General features: G+C 63.8%; 15 protein-coding genes. 5 read left to right on the forward strand and 10 right to left on the reverse strand.

The genetic code is table 11. The features are described 5' to 3' along the window. Window positions 1-62 precede the first annotated feature (62 nt). From M3A49_RS14805 to M3A49_RS14815, 3 genes are all read left to right on the forward strand, one after another. Window positions 63-296: a tautomerase family protein gene (locus M3A49_RS14805; protein WP_266229293.1), complete on the forward strand. Its 234-nt coding sequence runs from the start codon at window positions 63-65 to the stop codon at window positions 294-296. Window positions 297-383: 87 nt separating this feature from the next. Then, window positions 384-899 carry a DUF3331 domain-containing protein gene (locus tag M3A49_RS14810; protein ID WP_266229294.1) on the forward strand — a complete coding sequence of 172 codons (516 nt, stop codon included), beginning with the start codon at window positions 384-386 and terminating at the stop codon, window positions 897-899. Between the two features lie 92 nt (window positions 900-991). After that, a complete protein-coding gene (locus M3A49_RS14815) occupies window positions 992-1,678 on the forward strand; it encodes a type 1 glutamine amidotransferase domain-containing protein (protein WP_254315825.1) in 687 nt (228 codons plus the stop codon). Between the two features lie 57 nt (window positions 1,679-1,735). On the opposite strand, the gene M3A49_RS14820 is transcribed toward M3A49_RS14815, so the two are convergent. The 4 genes from M3A49_RS14820 to M3A49_RS14835 form a co-directional block, all read right to left on the reverse strand. Further along, entirely contained in the window at window positions 1,736-2,215 is a 480-nt protein-coding gene (locus M3A49_RS14820; RefSeq protein WP_266229295.1) for a hypothetical protein, read from the reverse strand. Continuing rightward, window positions 2,212-3,495 (reverse strand): patatin-like phospholipase family protein, encoded by a 1,284-nt coding sequence (locus M3A49_RS14825; RefSeq protein WP_266229296.1) that lies wholly within the window; start codon window positions 3,493-3,495, stop codon window positions 2,212-2,214. Before M3A49_RS14825 ends, M3A49_RS14820 begins: the two co-directional genes overlap by 4 nt. Window positions 3,496-3,525: 30 nt before the next feature. Then, window positions 3,526-4,314 carry an acetoacetate decarboxylase gene (locus M3A49_RS14830; protein WP_254353795.1) on the reverse strand — a complete coding sequence of 263 codons (789 nt, stop codon included), beginning with the start codon at window positions 4,312-4,314 and terminating at the stop codon, window positions 3,526-3,528. 206 nt (window positions 4,315-4,520) lie between these two features. Then, entirely contained in the window at window positions 4,521-5,774 is a 1,254-nt protein-coding gene (locus M3A49_RS14835) for a serine hydrolase domain-containing protein (RefSeq protein WP_266229297.1), read from the reverse strand. A gap of 223 nt (window positions 5,775-5,997) precedes the next feature. Between M3A49_RS14835 and M3A49_RS14840 the strand changes: the two genes are divergently transcribed. Both M3A49_RS14840 and M3A49_RS14845 read left to right on the forward strand, forming a co-directional pair. Further along, window positions 5,998-7,065, forward strand: a complete 1,068-nt coding sequence (locus M3A49_RS14840; RefSeq protein ID WP_323183152.1) for a GGDEF domain-containing protein — start codon at window positions 5,998-6,000, stop codon at window positions 7,063-7,065. Window positions 7,066-7,256: 191 nt separating this feature from the next. Then, window positions 7,257-7,523 carry a DUF4148 domain-containing protein gene (locus tag M3A49_RS14845; RefSeq protein ID WP_254353792.1) on the forward strand — a complete coding sequence of 89 codons (267 nt, stop codon included), beginning with the start codon at window positions 7,257-7,259 and terminating at the stop codon, window positions 7,521-7,523. Window positions 7,524-7,641: 118 nt separating this feature from the next. Here the strand turns inward: M3A49_RS14845 and yicI are convergent, their stop codons facing one another. The 6 genes from yicI to M3A49_RS14875 all read right to left on the reverse strand — a co-directional run bounded on the left by yicI (window position 7,642) and on the right by M3A49_RS14875 (window position 15,461). Next, entirely contained in the window at window positions 7,642-9,972 is a 2,331-nt protein-coding gene (gene yicI, locus M3A49_RS14850) for an alpha-xylosidase (RefSeq protein ID WP_266229299.1), read from the reverse strand. A gap of 54 nt (window positions 9,973-10,026) precedes the next feature. Then, the gene (locus tag M3A49_RS14855; RefSeq protein WP_266229300.1) at window positions 10,027-11,106 is read right to left on the reverse strand and encodes an ABC transporter ATP-binding protein; all 1,080 of its coding nucleotides are present in this window, start codon (window positions 11,104-11,106) and stop codon (window positions 10,027-10,029) included. 18 nt (window positions 11,107-11,124) lie between these two features. Continuing rightward, window positions 11,125-11,937: a carbohydrate ABC transporter permease gene (locus M3A49_RS14860; protein ID WP_266229301.1), complete on the reverse strand. Its 813-nt coding sequence runs from the start codon at window positions 11,935-11,937 to the stop codon at window positions 11,125-11,127. 30 nt (window positions 11,938-11,967) lie between these two features. Next, window positions 11,968-12,906, reverse strand: coding sequence for a carbohydrate ABC transporter permease (locus tag M3A49_RS14865; protein WP_266229302.1), 939 nt, complete (start codon window positions 12,904-12,906; stop codon window positions 11,968-11,970). Window positions 12,907-12,992: 86 nt separating this feature from the next. Then, window positions 12,993-14,204 carry an ABC transporter substrate-binding protein gene (locus M3A49_RS14870; RefSeq protein ID WP_266229303.1) on the reverse strand — a complete coding sequence of 404 codons (1,212 nt, stop codon included), beginning with the start codon at window positions 14,202-14,204 and terminating at the stop codon, window positions 12,993-12,995. 210 nt (window positions 14,205-14,414) lie between these two features. Next, window positions 14,415-15,461, reverse strand: a complete 1,047-nt coding sequence (locus M3A49_RS14875; protein ID WP_266229304.1) for a substrate-binding domain-containing protein — start codon at window positions 15,459-15,461, stop codon at window positions 14,415-14,417. Between the last annotated feature and the right edge of the window lie 60 nt (window positions 15,462-15,521).

Below are 15,521 nucleotides of genomic sequence, written 5' to 3' on the forward strand. Positions count from 1 at the left end.
GGGCCGACGAGGAGCGCCGCTTGCCGGCGCTCCCTGCAACGATCACCATCAAGGAAAGCGAAATGCCGATTGTCACAATTCAGGTTACACGCGAGGGCACACGGCCCGGCGCGGATTCCGTCACGTCGGAAGAAAAGGCCCAGCTCATCAAGGGCGTGAGCCAGCTCATGCTCGACGTGCTGAACAAGCCGCTGGAAGCGACCTTCGTCGTCATCGAAGAAGTGCCAACGGAAAACTGGGGATGGGGCGGCCTGCCTACCGACGTCTATCGAAGACAGAAGGGACTCATCAAGTGAACGCGCGCGGCCCGCTCGAGAGCGGGCTTTTGCGCGCAATTGCACCGGTTGCATCGTGGCGCCATCAATCTTCATCTGAGGCCTCGCATGAACACGGACGAAGGACTTCGAACACGCTCGCGCAACCGCGGCGCGAACGCGGGGGCAGCGGCGGACAACAAACACGCCTCGCGCCCGGACCCATGGGAGCAGACACTCCTGCTGCTCGACAGGCTGTGCGCGACGGAACCCCACGCACAGACCCCGAGCCCCGCTGATCTCTCACCCGGCCGGCGCATCGCCGAGCCGCACCGCTACGACGGAAGATGCCGCAAAAGCCGCAATATCCGCAACGGGCGCGATGCGACAGGCGAGGCGCCGTGCGCGGCCGTCGTCACGCTCCTCGACCGCCTCTCCCCCCGAACCGTTGCGTTGCGCTGGTGCTCCGCCTCATGCCACTACGGCTATCAGATCTGGGTCTGCGCAAAGGCGCGCCGGGCCGGCGTGTGCGCAGTGAGCGGCAAAGCGATCCGTCGCGGCGATATCATCTACCGGCCCTATACCCGCACGCCTGTCCTTCCCGTAAACGTGAACGCCATGATTCATCTTGCTGCTTTGGCTTGATGGCAGTTCGGTAGTCTGATTCGGCACGCCAGCGGCGTTGACCGGAATTCTCTGCAACCTGAAGTTGTGTAAACGCATTCAAGGAGAACGTCATGAAGATTCTGATGGTTTTGACTTCGCACGACGAACTGGGCAATACGGGACGCAAGACCGGGTTCTGGCTCGAGGAACTCGCCGCGCCGTACTACGTGTTCAAGGACGCCGGCGTGCAGATCGTGCTCGCGTCGCCCAAGGGCGGCAAACCTCCGCTAGATCCCAAGAGCAACGAGCCGGACTTTCAGACCGACCTGACACGTCGCTTCGAAGCCGACCCGGCCGCGTTGGCGGATCTGGGCAACACGGCGAAGCTCAAGGACGTCGCCCATGACGAATTCGACGCCGTCTTCTACCCCGGCGGCCACGGTCCGATGTGGGATCTCGCAGAAGACCCGGACTCCATCGGCCTGATCGAGCGCACGATCGCAGCCGGCAAGCCCGTCGATCTCGTCTGCCACGCACCGGGGGTTCTGCGGCACGTGAAGGGTCCCGATGGCAAGCCGCTCGTCAACGGCAAGTCGGTCACGGGCTTTACGAATAGCGAAGAAGAAGCGGTTGGCCTGACCAAGGTGGTCCCGTTCCTCGTTGAAGACGAACTCAAGGCGAAGGGCGGCAACTATTCGAAGGGCCCCGACTGGCAGCCGTATGTGCTCGAAGACGGGCTGCTGCTCACCGGCCAGAATCCCGCGTCGTCGGGGCCGGCCGCCAAGGCATTGCTGGAGATGTTGAGCAAGCGTCACTGAGTTCTGCCCTCGCGCCGGAAAATGGCGGCTGCCCGGCGTGGGCGCCGCCCCAACTCGTCACGGCAAATCGTCATCGCCGGAGCGTTGCAATACCGGGTCGCGAAATGCCCGGTAGACCGCGAATGCCATCCACAACGCCAGCACGCCGAAGCTCCACCACCGCAGGAATATTCCCCATCCCCAGATGAGCGTACCGAACGCCGAAAGCGTCAGTCCACGCCTGGCCGCGAGTACCTCGCTCATTGCGTGATGAGGCTTGAATCCGGCATCCTGGTTTGCGTGGGCGACCACCAGATCCGTCACGGTATGCTCGAGATAGCGGCGCGACGCCAGCAAAAGGCCCGTGATGGTGATGACCGATCCGGACCGCTCGAACAGGTCCCAACGTGTTGAAGCCTGTGCGAGGTAGGCGCATATAATCGCCGGCGAAACCGCCAGCGCGATCATGGCGATGCTGCGAAAAATATAGCCCCACGGCCTCCGCAGGGTTTCCTCGCACAGGCAGCGCACCGCGCACCGAAACGGCTCCTTACTCACGATACGCCCTCTCCAGCCGGTTCGCGGGCTTCGATCGCCAGCTCGCCGTCGGCGATTTTCCGCACTTCCGCGAGCGGCGGGATGAGCGCGTCACGATCATCCTGCGGCACGGAACCGGGCAAGCGATGCACGTCGTGCGTCACGAAACCCTGCTCGCGGCTCGGCACGTCGAACCACTCGCGATGAGAAAACGAATCGCGAATATCTTCAAGACCGCTGTCCCAATGCTCCCGCATCGTGTCGATGCTGAACTCGTAGTCCTTATAGTGACCTTCATAGGGCTTGTTCTTGTAGATGAGGTGCACCACATTGATCGCGCTGCCGTCGGCCGCCTCTTCGGCGAGGCGAAACAGCGGATCGGTCCTGCGCACTTCGGCGGGAATGTGCGCGAGCAACTCCTTGATGAATCGGGCGTGCTTCTGACGATCCGCCAGCATGCTGGTCACCGCGCGTGTGCGGCTCGAATACTGGATGTCCTTGGCGCGCGCGGAGATATCGAAGAAGTCGCCAGGCGCATTGCCGCGCGCGCTCCAGAGATCGACCTGAAACACCAGCGCATCCATATGGTCCGCATCGCGCAGCACCTCGGTCAACGGCGTATTCGACACGAGCCCCCCGTCCCAGTAATACTCGCCGTCGATCTCGACCGCCGGAAAGCCGGGCGGCAACGCCCCGGATGCCATGAAATGCTCGGGCTTCAAACGCATCTTCGTGTTGTCGAAGTACACCAGGTTGCCGGTCCGCACGTTCACCGCCCCCACCGACACACGAACGTCGCCGTCGTTGATGCGGTCGAAGTCGGCGAACTCGAGCAGCGTCTCCTTCAACGCGGCCGTATCGTAGTAGCTGACCACGTTGGGGTTTTGCTTGCCGAGCCAGGCTACCGGTAACGGCACGCGCGGCGAGAAAAACCCCGGCTGGCCCTCGGTCAGGGCGCGTGCGGCCGCCCACCCACTCGCCCACTTGCGCGTGAAATCGTGCATGCCGAACATGGGCGGCATCCAGGCACCCAGACCACCGACCCAGTCGCGTGGATGGCAGATCCGGTTCCAGAATCCATGCAACGCCGCCACGCGGTTTTCCGGCGCATTGCCGGCGATGATGGCGGTATTGAGCGCGCCGATCGAAATGCCGGAGATCGTGCCCGGATGCACACCCATCTCGGCCAGGCCTTCGTACACGCCGGCCTGGTACGAGCCGAGCGCGCCACCGCCCTGAAGCACCAGAGCGACTTCGTCGTAGTGCGGCAGCACGAACGCCACTTTGTTGTGCAAAGACATGTCGCTTCCTTCGCGTAAATCCACGCAAACTTATTCGTTGACCGCGAGCTTCACGGTTTCGCTTTGAGCCAGATAGTCGAGCGCAACCTCGCCGATATCCAGCGTGAGATTGGCGATCAGATGCCGCGCGCCGACCACCCGTTTCACCGGCAGATCGGCCACGGGCGCCAGCGCGTGCGGATGAAATTCGAGCGCCGCCGGACCGGTCCACGCCCCGAGCACGCTCACGTCGCGCAAGTAGAAGCGCACGAGTTCGCAGACGCGCGGCGAACCGTCAACGTGCGGGATCACCTTGAGCAGATAATTCGGTGTCTCTGCAAGCTTCCTGCGTTCGGCCTCGATATCGAGCGGCACATGCTTGTAGCCCATCGTGCCGGTTGCGACGCGTTGGGTGCCGTAGTCGAGCGTGCCGAGCAGCGTGTCGTTGCCATCGATGCTCAAGGTCGGGCGCGCCAGCTTCTTCGGAAAGCCCCAGATTTCCCGGCCACCGGCAATCGGGCCTTCGTCGTCGAGGTACATCGAATGCGTGTAGTTGCCGAGGCGCCCTTCCTGATCGCGCACCGTAATGACCTGACCGGTTTCCGTGTAGTCACCGAAGCCCGACGAATCCGGCATGCGAATAAATTCGTAGTGCACAAGATTGTTTTCCGGGCGCAAGGGCTCCGGCACGATGGCTTTCAGCGCATCGAAATCGGTCTCGTAGGTAATGATGAAATATTCCCGGTTGATGAAACGGTACGGCGGCCGGGGATAGGCGGGATTGTGGACAGGCATCGCAAAGGCGTCTTTGCGAATCGAAGCCAGATTCAGGCGGGTCATGACGTTCTCTCTTTGAGATTGAGTTGCACTGCAGCAGATGCTACTCACTCGCGAATCACGAGAGAATCCGTCGATATCAGGAATCTATCTTCCAGTTATCGGGAAGATATTGGTGTGATGGAAACGTTGAAGAGGCTGCCAGCCATTCAGCCAGCCAGCCAGCCTCTTGCAATTTCATTGCCATTCGCGAACGCTAGACGCGCTGCTCAGCTTTCGCAGTCCGCAATCGCGCTGTAAACGAGCGTGCGCAACTGCCGGCGAATCGGGCACGCGGTCGAAGGCAGGAGCTGGGTGAGAAACAGCACGATCATGTCCTCGCGAGGATCGACCCAGAAGAAGGTACTGGCCGCGCCGCCCCAGAAGAAGTCGCCCGCGCTGCCCGGAATCAGCGTGGATGCAGGCGCAATCGTCGTGGCAAAGCCATGCCCGAAGCCAACGCCTTCGTAAGCCGCTTCGGTGAACATCGAGCGTGAGAGACGCGGCAAGTCGACACCGCCCGGCAAATGGTTGGCGGTCATCAGCTCGATGGTCTTCGGCCCCAGCAGCCGCACGCCGTCCAGTTCGCCCCCTTGCAGCAGCATGCGCGAGAACCGCATGTAGTCCGCCGCCGTGGAAACGAGGCCGCCGCCGCCCGAAACAAACGAGGGCGGCTCGCGATAGGGGCTCGTGTGAGGATCATCCTGCAACTCAGGGCCTTTTTCGGAAACGACCTTCGAACCGAGCGCGCCGATGGCATAGCAGGCGCAGAAGCGGGACACCTTCTCCTGCGGCACGTAAAAGGCCGTGTCGACCATGCCGAGCGGGTCGAAGATCCGCGTTGTCAGAAAGTCCTCGAAGGCCATGCCACTGACCTTGCCGACGAGATAGCCGAGCACGTCCGTGGAAACCGAATAGTTCCAGGCATCGCCTGGCGAAAATTCCAGCGGCAGCGTGGCCAGCTTCTCGATCATTTCGTCGAGCGTACCCGCGGTCGCAAGCTCGCCCACCTTCAGCTTGCGATAGGCCGCATCGACATTGGTGTTCTGCTGGAAGCCATAGGTCAGGCCGGAGGTATGCCGCAACAAGTCGACCACGCGCATCGAGCGCGCGCTCGCGCGCGTCTGGAAGCTCTCCATGAAACCGCCCGCGTACACGCCGAGCTTTTCCCACGACGGGATGTACTTGCTGACGGGGTCGTCGAGCGCAATCTTGCACTCTTCGACCAGCATCATGATCGCCACCGACGTAATGGGTTTGGTCATCGAGTAGATGCGGAAGATCGAGTCCTCGACCATCGGCGTGCGCCGTTCGCGGTCCGCGAGACCCAGCACCGAGTTCAGCGCGAGTTCGCCGCGCCGCCACACCTGGGTGACGGCGCCCGCGAGCGTGCCGGTCGAGACGTAGTTCTCTTCGAGAAAACGTTCGATGCGCGCGAGCCGCTCACACGACATGCCCTGCTTTTCCAGACCTTCCCTACCCATGACGCCTCCTTGAATGGATTGACCGAGCGTATCCGGAACCGATGGATTGCACGCGATGCGCGTCACAGTATCGGTCATCCGGCGCGAAGTTGCCTTGCATTGCGTATCGGCACCATGCGCGTTGAAATTTCGTTTTTTTCGCGCCTCGACACGCAATACGTGTGGGGTACACTACCGGGCGACAAAATACAGAATGAGAGCGGGGGTGGCAGCCATGGGCGAAATGGAAACACATTCCTGGCCCGGGAAGGCGTTGTTTCGCGCATTTCCGAAGGACCCAGAAAAAGAGCAGGCCGTACTGCGCATCACGCTCGGTTCAGTCGTGCTTCTCGCCTACCTCGTTGCCTGCTCGATCTATCGCTCGACCCACGTCTACGCCACGCTGCTGGCGGTCACCGCTTATGTGGCGTTCGGCGTCATCACGTATGTGGCGGTCACCGTCGCGCCAACGCGCTCGCTCTTGCGCCTCACGCTCTCCACGGTCGCCGATCAGGCCATCGTCACCGCCGCGCTGGCCGTGGGCGGAACGGCCGCGCTGCCGCTCCTGTGGGTGGCCTTCTGGTTTCTGGTCGGCGCGGGCTGCCGCTATGGCCAGCGCATGCTGGGCCTTTCCTGTGTGGTGGCGCTCGTCGGCATCATGGGACTGATGCATTGGCAACCGTGGTGGCGCGCCAATATCACGGCCGCGCTCGGCATTGCGCTGAGCATCGTGGCGACGTCCGTCTATCTGGCGGTGCTCGTCTACCGGCTGGAACGCCAGGCGTCGACCGATCCGCTCACCGGGCTCTACAACCGCGTGCGGCTCGAGCAAGCCATTGGACGCGCGCTCTTTACGCGCGCCGGTGAGGTCGAGCGCACCGCCATGCTGCTCGTCGACCTCGACGGCTTCAAGGAAGTGAACGACTCCTTTGGGCACGCGGTGGGCGACGAACTGCTGCGCAGCTTCGCCGCCGCACTGGTGCGCCGCATGCGGCGAGGCGACACGCTCGCACGCCTGGGCGGCGACGAGTTCGTGGTGCTGGCGCGTCACGTCTACGACAAGAACGACGCGCTTACCGTCGCCAACAGCATCCACGCGATTCTCGCCAACATGCGCACCGTGGGCGGCTATCCGGTGACCGTGTCGTGCAGCATCGGCGTGTGCCTGCTCACGCAAGGCAGCGGCAGCCGCTCGCTCGATGCGCGAACCTTGATGCGCGCCGTCGACAGCGCCATGTACCGGGCCAAGTCGCGCGGCATGGGCAAGACCGAGTTCGTCGAAACATTCGGCGTCGCGCCCAGCATGGTCTGACCCCACTCGCTGCCGTCGCGTTCGGGGAATCCCCGGCTTGCGCCACGCTTATGCCCGGATTGTTCTCCTGGCGGAAACAGTGAATTCGGCTATTAGGTATTTACCCTAGTCTCCGACCCTCCTACACTGACTTCACCGCTGCTTACAACCCTGTAGGCAGCTAAAGAAGAACGTAAATCTGGAGGTTAGTCATGAAATCGCTCGTCCAAGCCGTCGTTATCGCTGCCGCCCTCGCCGCTCCCGTTGCCGTGTTCGCCCAGTCGAACCAGCCCGTGACGCGCGCGCAAGTCCGTGCAGACATGATCCAGGTCGAAAAGGCCGGCTTCAATCCGGCACGTTCGAACCCCAATGAATATCCGGCGAACATTCAAGCTGCCGAAGCTCGCGTCGCTGCGCAAAACAGCGCAGTGGGCGGCGTGAACAACGGTTCGTCGCAAGCCGGTCAGGCAGCGCAGTAAGCTGCCCGGCTGGATAGCCGCGCTTTGTCGTTGTTGCCTTCTGGCCCGCCATCGCAGTGTGTTGCGATGGCGGGCCAGTTGCGTATCTGGCGCTCGCAACGCCTCGCGTTGCCCCTTGTTAAGGCTGAACGCGCAACACGACCTCTCCGTCGCCCGCCGGCAACTGCAATTCCACGCCCAGTTCCCCAGCTTGCGAATTCAACCCGCCGGCGTCGCGCAGTTCGGGCCATTGCCGCAGCGTGAGCGGAAGCGATCCCTTCACGCCGTCGTAGCGCACGTTGAGCGTATCGCCGCGCCGGGTCACGCTCACGTGGGTCACGCGCGCGCCGCGCTGGTCGCGCAGCGTCGCGGCGGCGCTCGCGCCGTCGGCCAGTTCGAACAGATGCAGTTCGCTGCGCGATGCGTAGTCGTAATCGGGGCGCTGGTCCTCGGTGCCGATCGCGAACAGCGTATTCGGCCGCACGTAGACCGGCAGGCTCAGAAACCCGTGCCGCTCGCGCAGCCACCTGCCGCCCTCGACCGGCCGGCCCGTGAACAGATGCGTCCAGCGCCCCGCCGGCAGCCAGAAGTCCACGTCGCCCGCGGCGTTGAACACCGGCGCCACCAGCAGCGATTCGCCGAGCAGATACTGACGGTCAAGATGATCGCAGGTCGGGTCGCCGGGAAACTCCAGCAGCATGGCGCGCAGCATCGGCGTACCGCGATCGACCGCCTGCTGCGCGGCGTCGAACAGGTACGGCATGAGGCGTGACTTCCATTCGGTGAAATGGCGCACCACCTCCACGGCTTCGTCGTCGAACAGCCATGGAACGCGATACGACTTGCTGCCGTGCAGGCGGCTGTGGCTCGACAGCAGCCCGAACGCGCACCAGCGCTTGTAGACGTCGGCGGGCGCGGTGTGCTCGAATCCGCCGATGTCATGGCTCCAGAAACCGAAGCCGCTCAGGCCCAGCGAGAGACCGCCACGCAACGTCTCGGCCATCGATTCGTAGGTCGCGCTGCAGTCGCCGCCCCAATGCACGGGCAACTGCTGGCTGCCCACGGTGCCGGAGCGCGCGAACACCACCGCCTCGCCCTCGCCGCGCACTTCGCGCAGCACGTCGAACACCACCTTGTTGTAGAGGTAGCTGTAGTAGTTGTGCATCTTCTGCGGATCGGAGCCGTCGTGGTAGACCACGTCGGTCGGAATGCGCTCGCCGAAATCCGTCTTGAAGCAGTCCACGCCCATTTCCAGCAAACGCCGCAAATGTCCCGCATACCACTGTGCCGCGGCGGGATTCGTGAAGTCGACGATGCCCTGGCCGGGCTGCCAGCGGTCCCACTGCCACACGTCGCCGTTGGGCTTGCACAGGAGGTAGCCTTTCGCCATGCCTTCGGCGAACAGCGGCGAAGGTTGCGCGATATACGGATTGATCCACACGCAGATCTTCAGCCCACGCGCCTTGAGCCGCGCGAGCATACCCTGCGGATCGGGAAAGGTCTCGCGGTTCCACTCGAAGTCGCACCAGTGGAAGGCCTTCATCCAGAAGCAGTCGAAGTGAAACACGTGCAGCGGGATGCCGCGCTGTGCCATGCCGTCGATGAAGTGATTCACCGTGGCTTCGTCGTAGTTCGTGGTGAACGAGGTGGTGAGCCACAGGCCGAACGACCACGCGGGCGGCAGCGCCGGGCGCCCGGTGAGCTGCGTGAAGCGCTCCAGCACGGCTTTGGGCGTGGGGCCGTCGATCACGTAGTATTCGAGCCGCTCGCCTGCCACGCTGAACTGCACCTTCGCCACCTTCTCGCTGGCCACCTCGAACGACACGTTTTCCGGGTGATTCACCAGCACGCCGTAGCCGCGGTTGGTCAGATAGAACGGCACATTCTTGTACGCCTGCTCGGTGCCCGTGCCGCCGTCGCGGTTCCAGCTTTCGACCACCTGCCCGTTCTTCACGAACGCGGTAAAGCGCTCGCCGAGCCCATAGACGTTCTCGCCAACGCCCAGGTCGAGCCGCTCGAACATGAACGCAGCGCCTTGCTGGCTGGCGTCGTGGACCTGGCCGCTCGCGCGAAAGCCGCTGCCGGTGATGCGCTCGCCGTCGCGCAGGAAATCCACCGACCAGTCGCCCGACTTGACGATGCGCACCGTCAGCGACCCGCTGGTGAGGCCCGCCTCGGCCTCGGTGTTGTGCGTGACGACTTCCGTGCCCGTGCGCTCAAGCGTGAAATGCGGGCCGCGATCGCGCGCGCCGGCAAAATGCTCGACGCGCACGCCAATCACACCGCTTTGCGGCGAAAAGAAGCGCCACGTGAAGAGGCCCGTGTCGAGCTGCCGTTCGCGGTTCGATACGTCGCGGGGCGCCACATGCACGAGCAGTTCGTCGCCGACGATCTCCACGCTGTGCGGCGACGCCGAGTACGAGACGTTCAGGCCGTCCCGGATCAACCAGTTGCCATCGCTGATTTTCATTTAGATGTACTCATAGCTCATTGAACAGCCAATCCAGATCCACCTGCGGTGTGGCTAGAGCGCCTGCTCGGTCTTCCTGTCGAACACGTGGATGTGCTCGCTCGCCATGTCGAGTCCGATCGCCTCGCCGCTGCGCATGGCGCACATGCCGGCTTGCGCGATCATCACGGGTGCCGGGACGCCATCGAGCTTCACCGCGATGAAGTTCATGGACCCAGTGGTCTCCACGGTGTCGATCATGCCGCGCAGGCCATGCGCTTCGCGGTGCAACTGCAGATGCTCGGGACGCAAGCCGATCCAGACCTCGGAGCCCGCCGGCAGCGCGCGGCCCAGGTCGAGCGTGTGCGCGCCCGCGCCTGGTGTGCCGCCGAACTGCGCGCTGCGCCCGTCCGGCCCGATCACGGCTTCGATGAAGTTCATCGACGGCGAGCCGATGAAGCCCGCGACAAAGCGGTTGGCAGGCCGGTGATACAGCGTGAGCGGCGCGCCCTGCTGCTCGACTTCGCCCGCGCGCATCACGACCACGTGATCGGCCATCGTCATCGCCTCGATCTGGTCGTGCGTGACGTACACCGAAGTCGCGGAGAGTCGCTGATGCAGCTTGCGGATCTCCGTGCGCATATGCACACGCAGGGCGGCATCGAGATTCGAGAGCGGCTCGTCGAACAGAAATACCTTCGGATTGCGTACGATGGCGCGACCCATCGCCACGCGCTGGCGCTGGCCGCCCGAAAGCTGGCGCGGCATGCGCGCGAGCAGATGGTCGAGGCCCAGCGTGCGCGCCACGCCGTCGATGCTCTCGCGAATGACCTTCGGCGCAGCGCGACGCAGCCGCAGCGAGTACGACATGTTTTTTTCGATATTCATGTGCGGATAGAGCGCGTAGCTCTGGAACACCATCGCCACGTCGCGCTTGCGCGGCGGCACGTCGTTGACGACCTGGCCGTCGATGCGCAGCGTGCCGCCCGTGATCGGTTCGAGCCCGGCAATGGTGCGCAGCAAGGTGGACTTGCCGCATCCCGACGGTCCGACCAGCGCGACGAAGCACCCTTCCGGCACGCTGATATCGATGTCCTTCAAAACCTGCACGGTTCCGTAGCTCTTGCTCAGGCGCTCGATCTGTATGCGATCCACAGCGATTCTCCGTATGCGTTACTTGAGCGCGCCGGCCGTCAGCCCGGCGACGATCTTGCGTTGCAGCAGCATGAACGCCACGAGGATGGGCGTGACGAAAATAGCCGAGTAGGTCATGATGCCGATCCAGTCGACCTTGGTCGCGCCGACGAATGCCGAGAGACCCACCGTGGCGGTCTGATACTGGTCGTCGAGAATCAGCGAGCGGGCGTAGACGTACTCGCCGAACGATTGCAGGAACACGAGGAGCGCCGAAACGAGAATGCCGTTCACCGCGAGCGGCAAGATCACGCCGAAAAACGCGCGTGCCGGCGTGGCGCCATCCACGAGCGCCGCGTCGCGCAGCTCGCGCGGCACCTGCACGAAGCTCGGGCGGCACAGCACGATATAGAACGGCAGCGTCTTGGTGATCTGCGCGAGCACCACGGCGAGGCGGGGCGTGTCGAGGAGGCCGAGCATCTTGAACGCCGTGAAGATCGGCGTGACCATGAGGCTCGATGGAAGCGCCTGCAGCACCAGCACCGCGAAGATTGCGACACGGGTCCAGCGGTTCTGCACGAAGGCGAGCGCATAAGCGGCGCCGGTGCCGACGAACACGGTCACCGCCACCGTGCCGCATGCGGTCACGAACGAGTTCCACAGGAAGTTGCCCATGCCGCTGCTGCTGAACACCTGCCACAGGTGCGATTGCAGATGCTGCGGCCAGAACGTAGGGGGATACTGGAACATCTCGCTCGCGCTCTTGAATGCGGTGATATACATCCAGTACAGCGGGAACAGATAAACCGCCGTGACGCACAGCGCGATGACGAACAGCACATAGCGCTTCATCCCGGCCTCCCGCGTGGGGGTCGCTTCATCTCAGACCATCCTTTCGTTGCGCGTGGAGCGCACGTAGATCACTGCGACGATCAGCACGAGCACCAGCATGACCGTGGCCACCGCCGAGCCCGCCGACACCTCGAAGGTCTGCAGGGAAAGCTGCCACGACCAGTACTGCGCGACCAGCGACGAGTTGGCCGGACCGCCCTGCGTGAGCGCTGCGATCAGATCGAACTGCTGCATCGTCAGAATCGCGCCCAGCGCGATCACGGCGCCGAGCGTGGCCTTCATCATCGGCAGCGTGATGCCGATGAAACGCTGCAGCGCATTCGCCCCATCGAGTTCGGCGGCTTCGTAGAGATCGGCCGGAATCGCCGCGAGCCCGACCGAAAGCAGCAGCATATTGAACGGCACGCCAAGCCACACGTTCGCGGCGATCACGGCATAGAGCGACCAGTGCGGATCGGAGAGCCAGAAGATCTTCTCTTGCAGGATGTGCGTTTGCATCAGCACATGATTGAGCACGCCATAATCGCCTGCGAAAATCAGCTTCCAGATCACGCCGACCACGAGCCCCGGCATGATCCAGCCCGCGAGAAACAGGCCGCGCATGAGGCTCGCGAACGGGAAGTCCTGCGCGAACAGCAGCGCCAGCAGAAAACCGATCACCACCTGGAAGACGAGCGAGAGCCCAACGAACAGCACCGTGTTCACGATCACCAGGTGCATCTCGGGACGGCTGAACACATCGCGATAGTTCGCGAGCCCGACGAACGGCCGCAACAAAGTGGCGGGGGCCATCAAATCGACCTGCTGAAACGACAGGACGATGTTGTAGATGAGCGGCAGGCCCGCAAACACCAGCAGATACAGCAGCGCGAACACCGCCAGCGAGATCTCGAAGGCGTGCGCGCGCGGCAAGCGGCCCAGGCGCCCCGCGGCCGGGTCGCGAGGAGCGCGGCGCGAAAGTGTGTTCATGGCGTTCATTGCTCAAAGGCGGGACGGCGCCCGAAGAACACATGTTCCCCGGGCGGCAACAACCTCAATGCCATACTTGGGAATGCTTATTTCGCTGCCGCCTGCACGGTCTGTGCGTCGGCCGCCATGGCCTGTTGCGGCGTGGCCTGGTGCGTCAGCACCGACTGGATTGCGTCGGAGATCGACTTCGAGATTTTCGGCCAGTTCGGGTTCGGACCACGCGCACGGGCGTACTGCATCTGCTCGTTGAAGACCTTGTACGCCTGCGGCCACTTCGGGTTCGGCGTCACGGTGTCCTTGGACGGCGGCAGCATGCCGAATTCGTTCCAGTCGCGGCCGCGCTGCGCATACATGTACTCGAGGAACTGGAAGGCCACATCCGGGTTCTTCGCGCCACGCAGGATCGCGTGATTCTGCTCACCGAGCGCCGAGGCGCGCGGGCCGCCCGCCTTCTCGACCGGCAGGAGCGCGACGCCCCACTTGAACTTCGCGCCCTTTTCCACGGCGCCCAGTTCCCACGGACCGTCGATGTCCATCGCGGCATTGCCGTTGATGAACGTGGCCGCCGCCTCCGACTGGCTATGCGTGAGCGTGTCCGGCGACGCCACCTTGCTGTCCAGCAGCTTCTGCCAGAAGGCGGCCGCGCGCACGGCGCCCGGGTCGCTCATGCGGTCCCAGTCCGCGCCCGCGGCCTGCACGAACGGCAGGAACTGGAACACGCCCTCTTCCGTGTTGATGGCGGAAAACGCGAGACCGTACACGCCCTTCCTGGCGTCGGTGAGCTTTTGCGCGTCCGTATAGAGTTCGTCCCAGGTCTGCGGCGCGTGCTCGGGGTCGAGCCCGGCTGCCTTGAACAGGTCCTTGTTGTAGTACAGCGCGAGCGTGTTCGTGCCGCGCGGAATCGCATAAACCTTGCCGTTCCAGGTGGCGTTTTTCAGCGGGCCGGGGAAGATCTGCTTCGCGTCGATGACCTTCGACTTCGCGAGGTACGGGTCGAGATCGAGCAGCGCGTTCTTCGAAGCGAACATCGCCGTGTTCGGGTTGTCGATCGGCACGACGTCGGGCATGTTGCCGGACATCACGGCGCGCATGGTTTCGTCGTTGAGCGCAGCAAAGCCTACCTTGCGGATCTGCACATGGACATCGGGATGCAGCTTGCCGAATTCCTGCGCCATTTTCGCGGTGTAGTCGTCGGGCTCGTCCACGGCCCAGACCGAGAGCGTCGCGGCATGCAGCGACGCGCAGGAAAGCGAGAATGCCAAACCAATGGCCGCGGATGCGGCAAGTAGCCTCTTCATGCTGTCTCCGTTTTCGCGCGTTGCGAATCGCGCTTTGTTTCAGGCTCTTTTCTGGGACCTGGCGGGAGCCGTGCCGCTGCAACCGCGTTTTCCGGAAACGTTTCCGGAAACAGGCAAATAGTTGCTTCTGCAGGCAGCGCTGTCAAGCTGGCTGCGAAAATCGCAATGCCGATTCGCGGAAACCGCAATGCCGACGGCGGCCGCCGCGGACTAGCGCTGGACGGCCTCGGACGTCACCGTGTCGTCGTCGCGCTCGCGCAGCGTCAGCGGCCACAGCAGCGGCTCGCGCGCGGCGCGGTAGGTGTCGCCGAGATCCGGGAATTGCGCGAGCAGCGCCTGCGCGAGGCGCTGCCCCAGCCCATAGGCGTCGAGCGTGAAGCCGGAAAGGCGCGGCGCGAGGTATTCCGACACTTCGCCGGCCAGCACGCCGCCCGAAATCGCCAGATCGCGGCCAGGCGCCCGGCCGGTTTCGTGCAGCTTGCGGTACGCGCCGATCGCCATGCAGTCGCTCTGGAACATGAGCGCATCGGGCGGCACGCCAAGCTTGAGCAGCGCCTCGGTCGCGAGATAGCCGCCGCGTTCGGAGAGTTCGTTGCGCTGCACGAACCCTTCGGGCACGGGCAGCCCGTGCTTCTTCATCGCCTTCTTCCACGCGTGCAGGTAGATATGCGCCTGCATCGCGTCGCCGCCGGGAATGGCGAGCGCAATACGGCGATGCCCTTGCGCCACGAGCCGCTCGACACCCTCCGTGACGGCAGCCTCGAAGTCCAGATCGACCCATGCGTGCTTGCCGCCCGACTCGCTGCGGCCCAGCGCCACGAACGGGAAATGGCGGCTCGCGACGTAATCGAGCCGCTCGTCGTGCCGCCGCGTCCCCGCGAGAATCACGCCGTCCACATGACGGCGATCGACAATGCGCCGCAGCCGCGCGAACTCGTCGTCCCACGACTCGCTCGAGTACATGACGAGGTCCATGCCGTGCCGCGACAGGACCGACTGGAGACCGTCCGCCAGCTTCATGAAGATGCCGAGCGTGTAGGTCTCTTCTTCGCGCCGCACCGGCAGCATCAACCCGACGATGTCGAGCCGCCCCCGGCGCAGGCTCGCGGCCGACTTGCTTGGCGCATAGCCATGCTCGAGCGCGGCGGCGCGCACGCGCTCACGCGTTTCGGCGCTCACCTCGTCGCTGTCGTTCAAGGCGCGCGACACGGTCGAAACGGACAGCTTCAGTACTTTGGCGAGTTCCCGAATACCCATGCGCTGGTTGAGTGATGTTGGAATGTGTTCGGGCTCGCGGAGCCCGAACAGTGCGAAACA

Source organism: Paraburkholderia sp. CNPSo 3076 (assembly GCF_026343935.1).
Classification (GTDB): domain Bacteria; phylum Pseudomonadota; class Gammaproteobacteria; order Burkholderiales; family Burkholderiaceae; genus Paraburkholderia; species Paraburkholderia nodosa.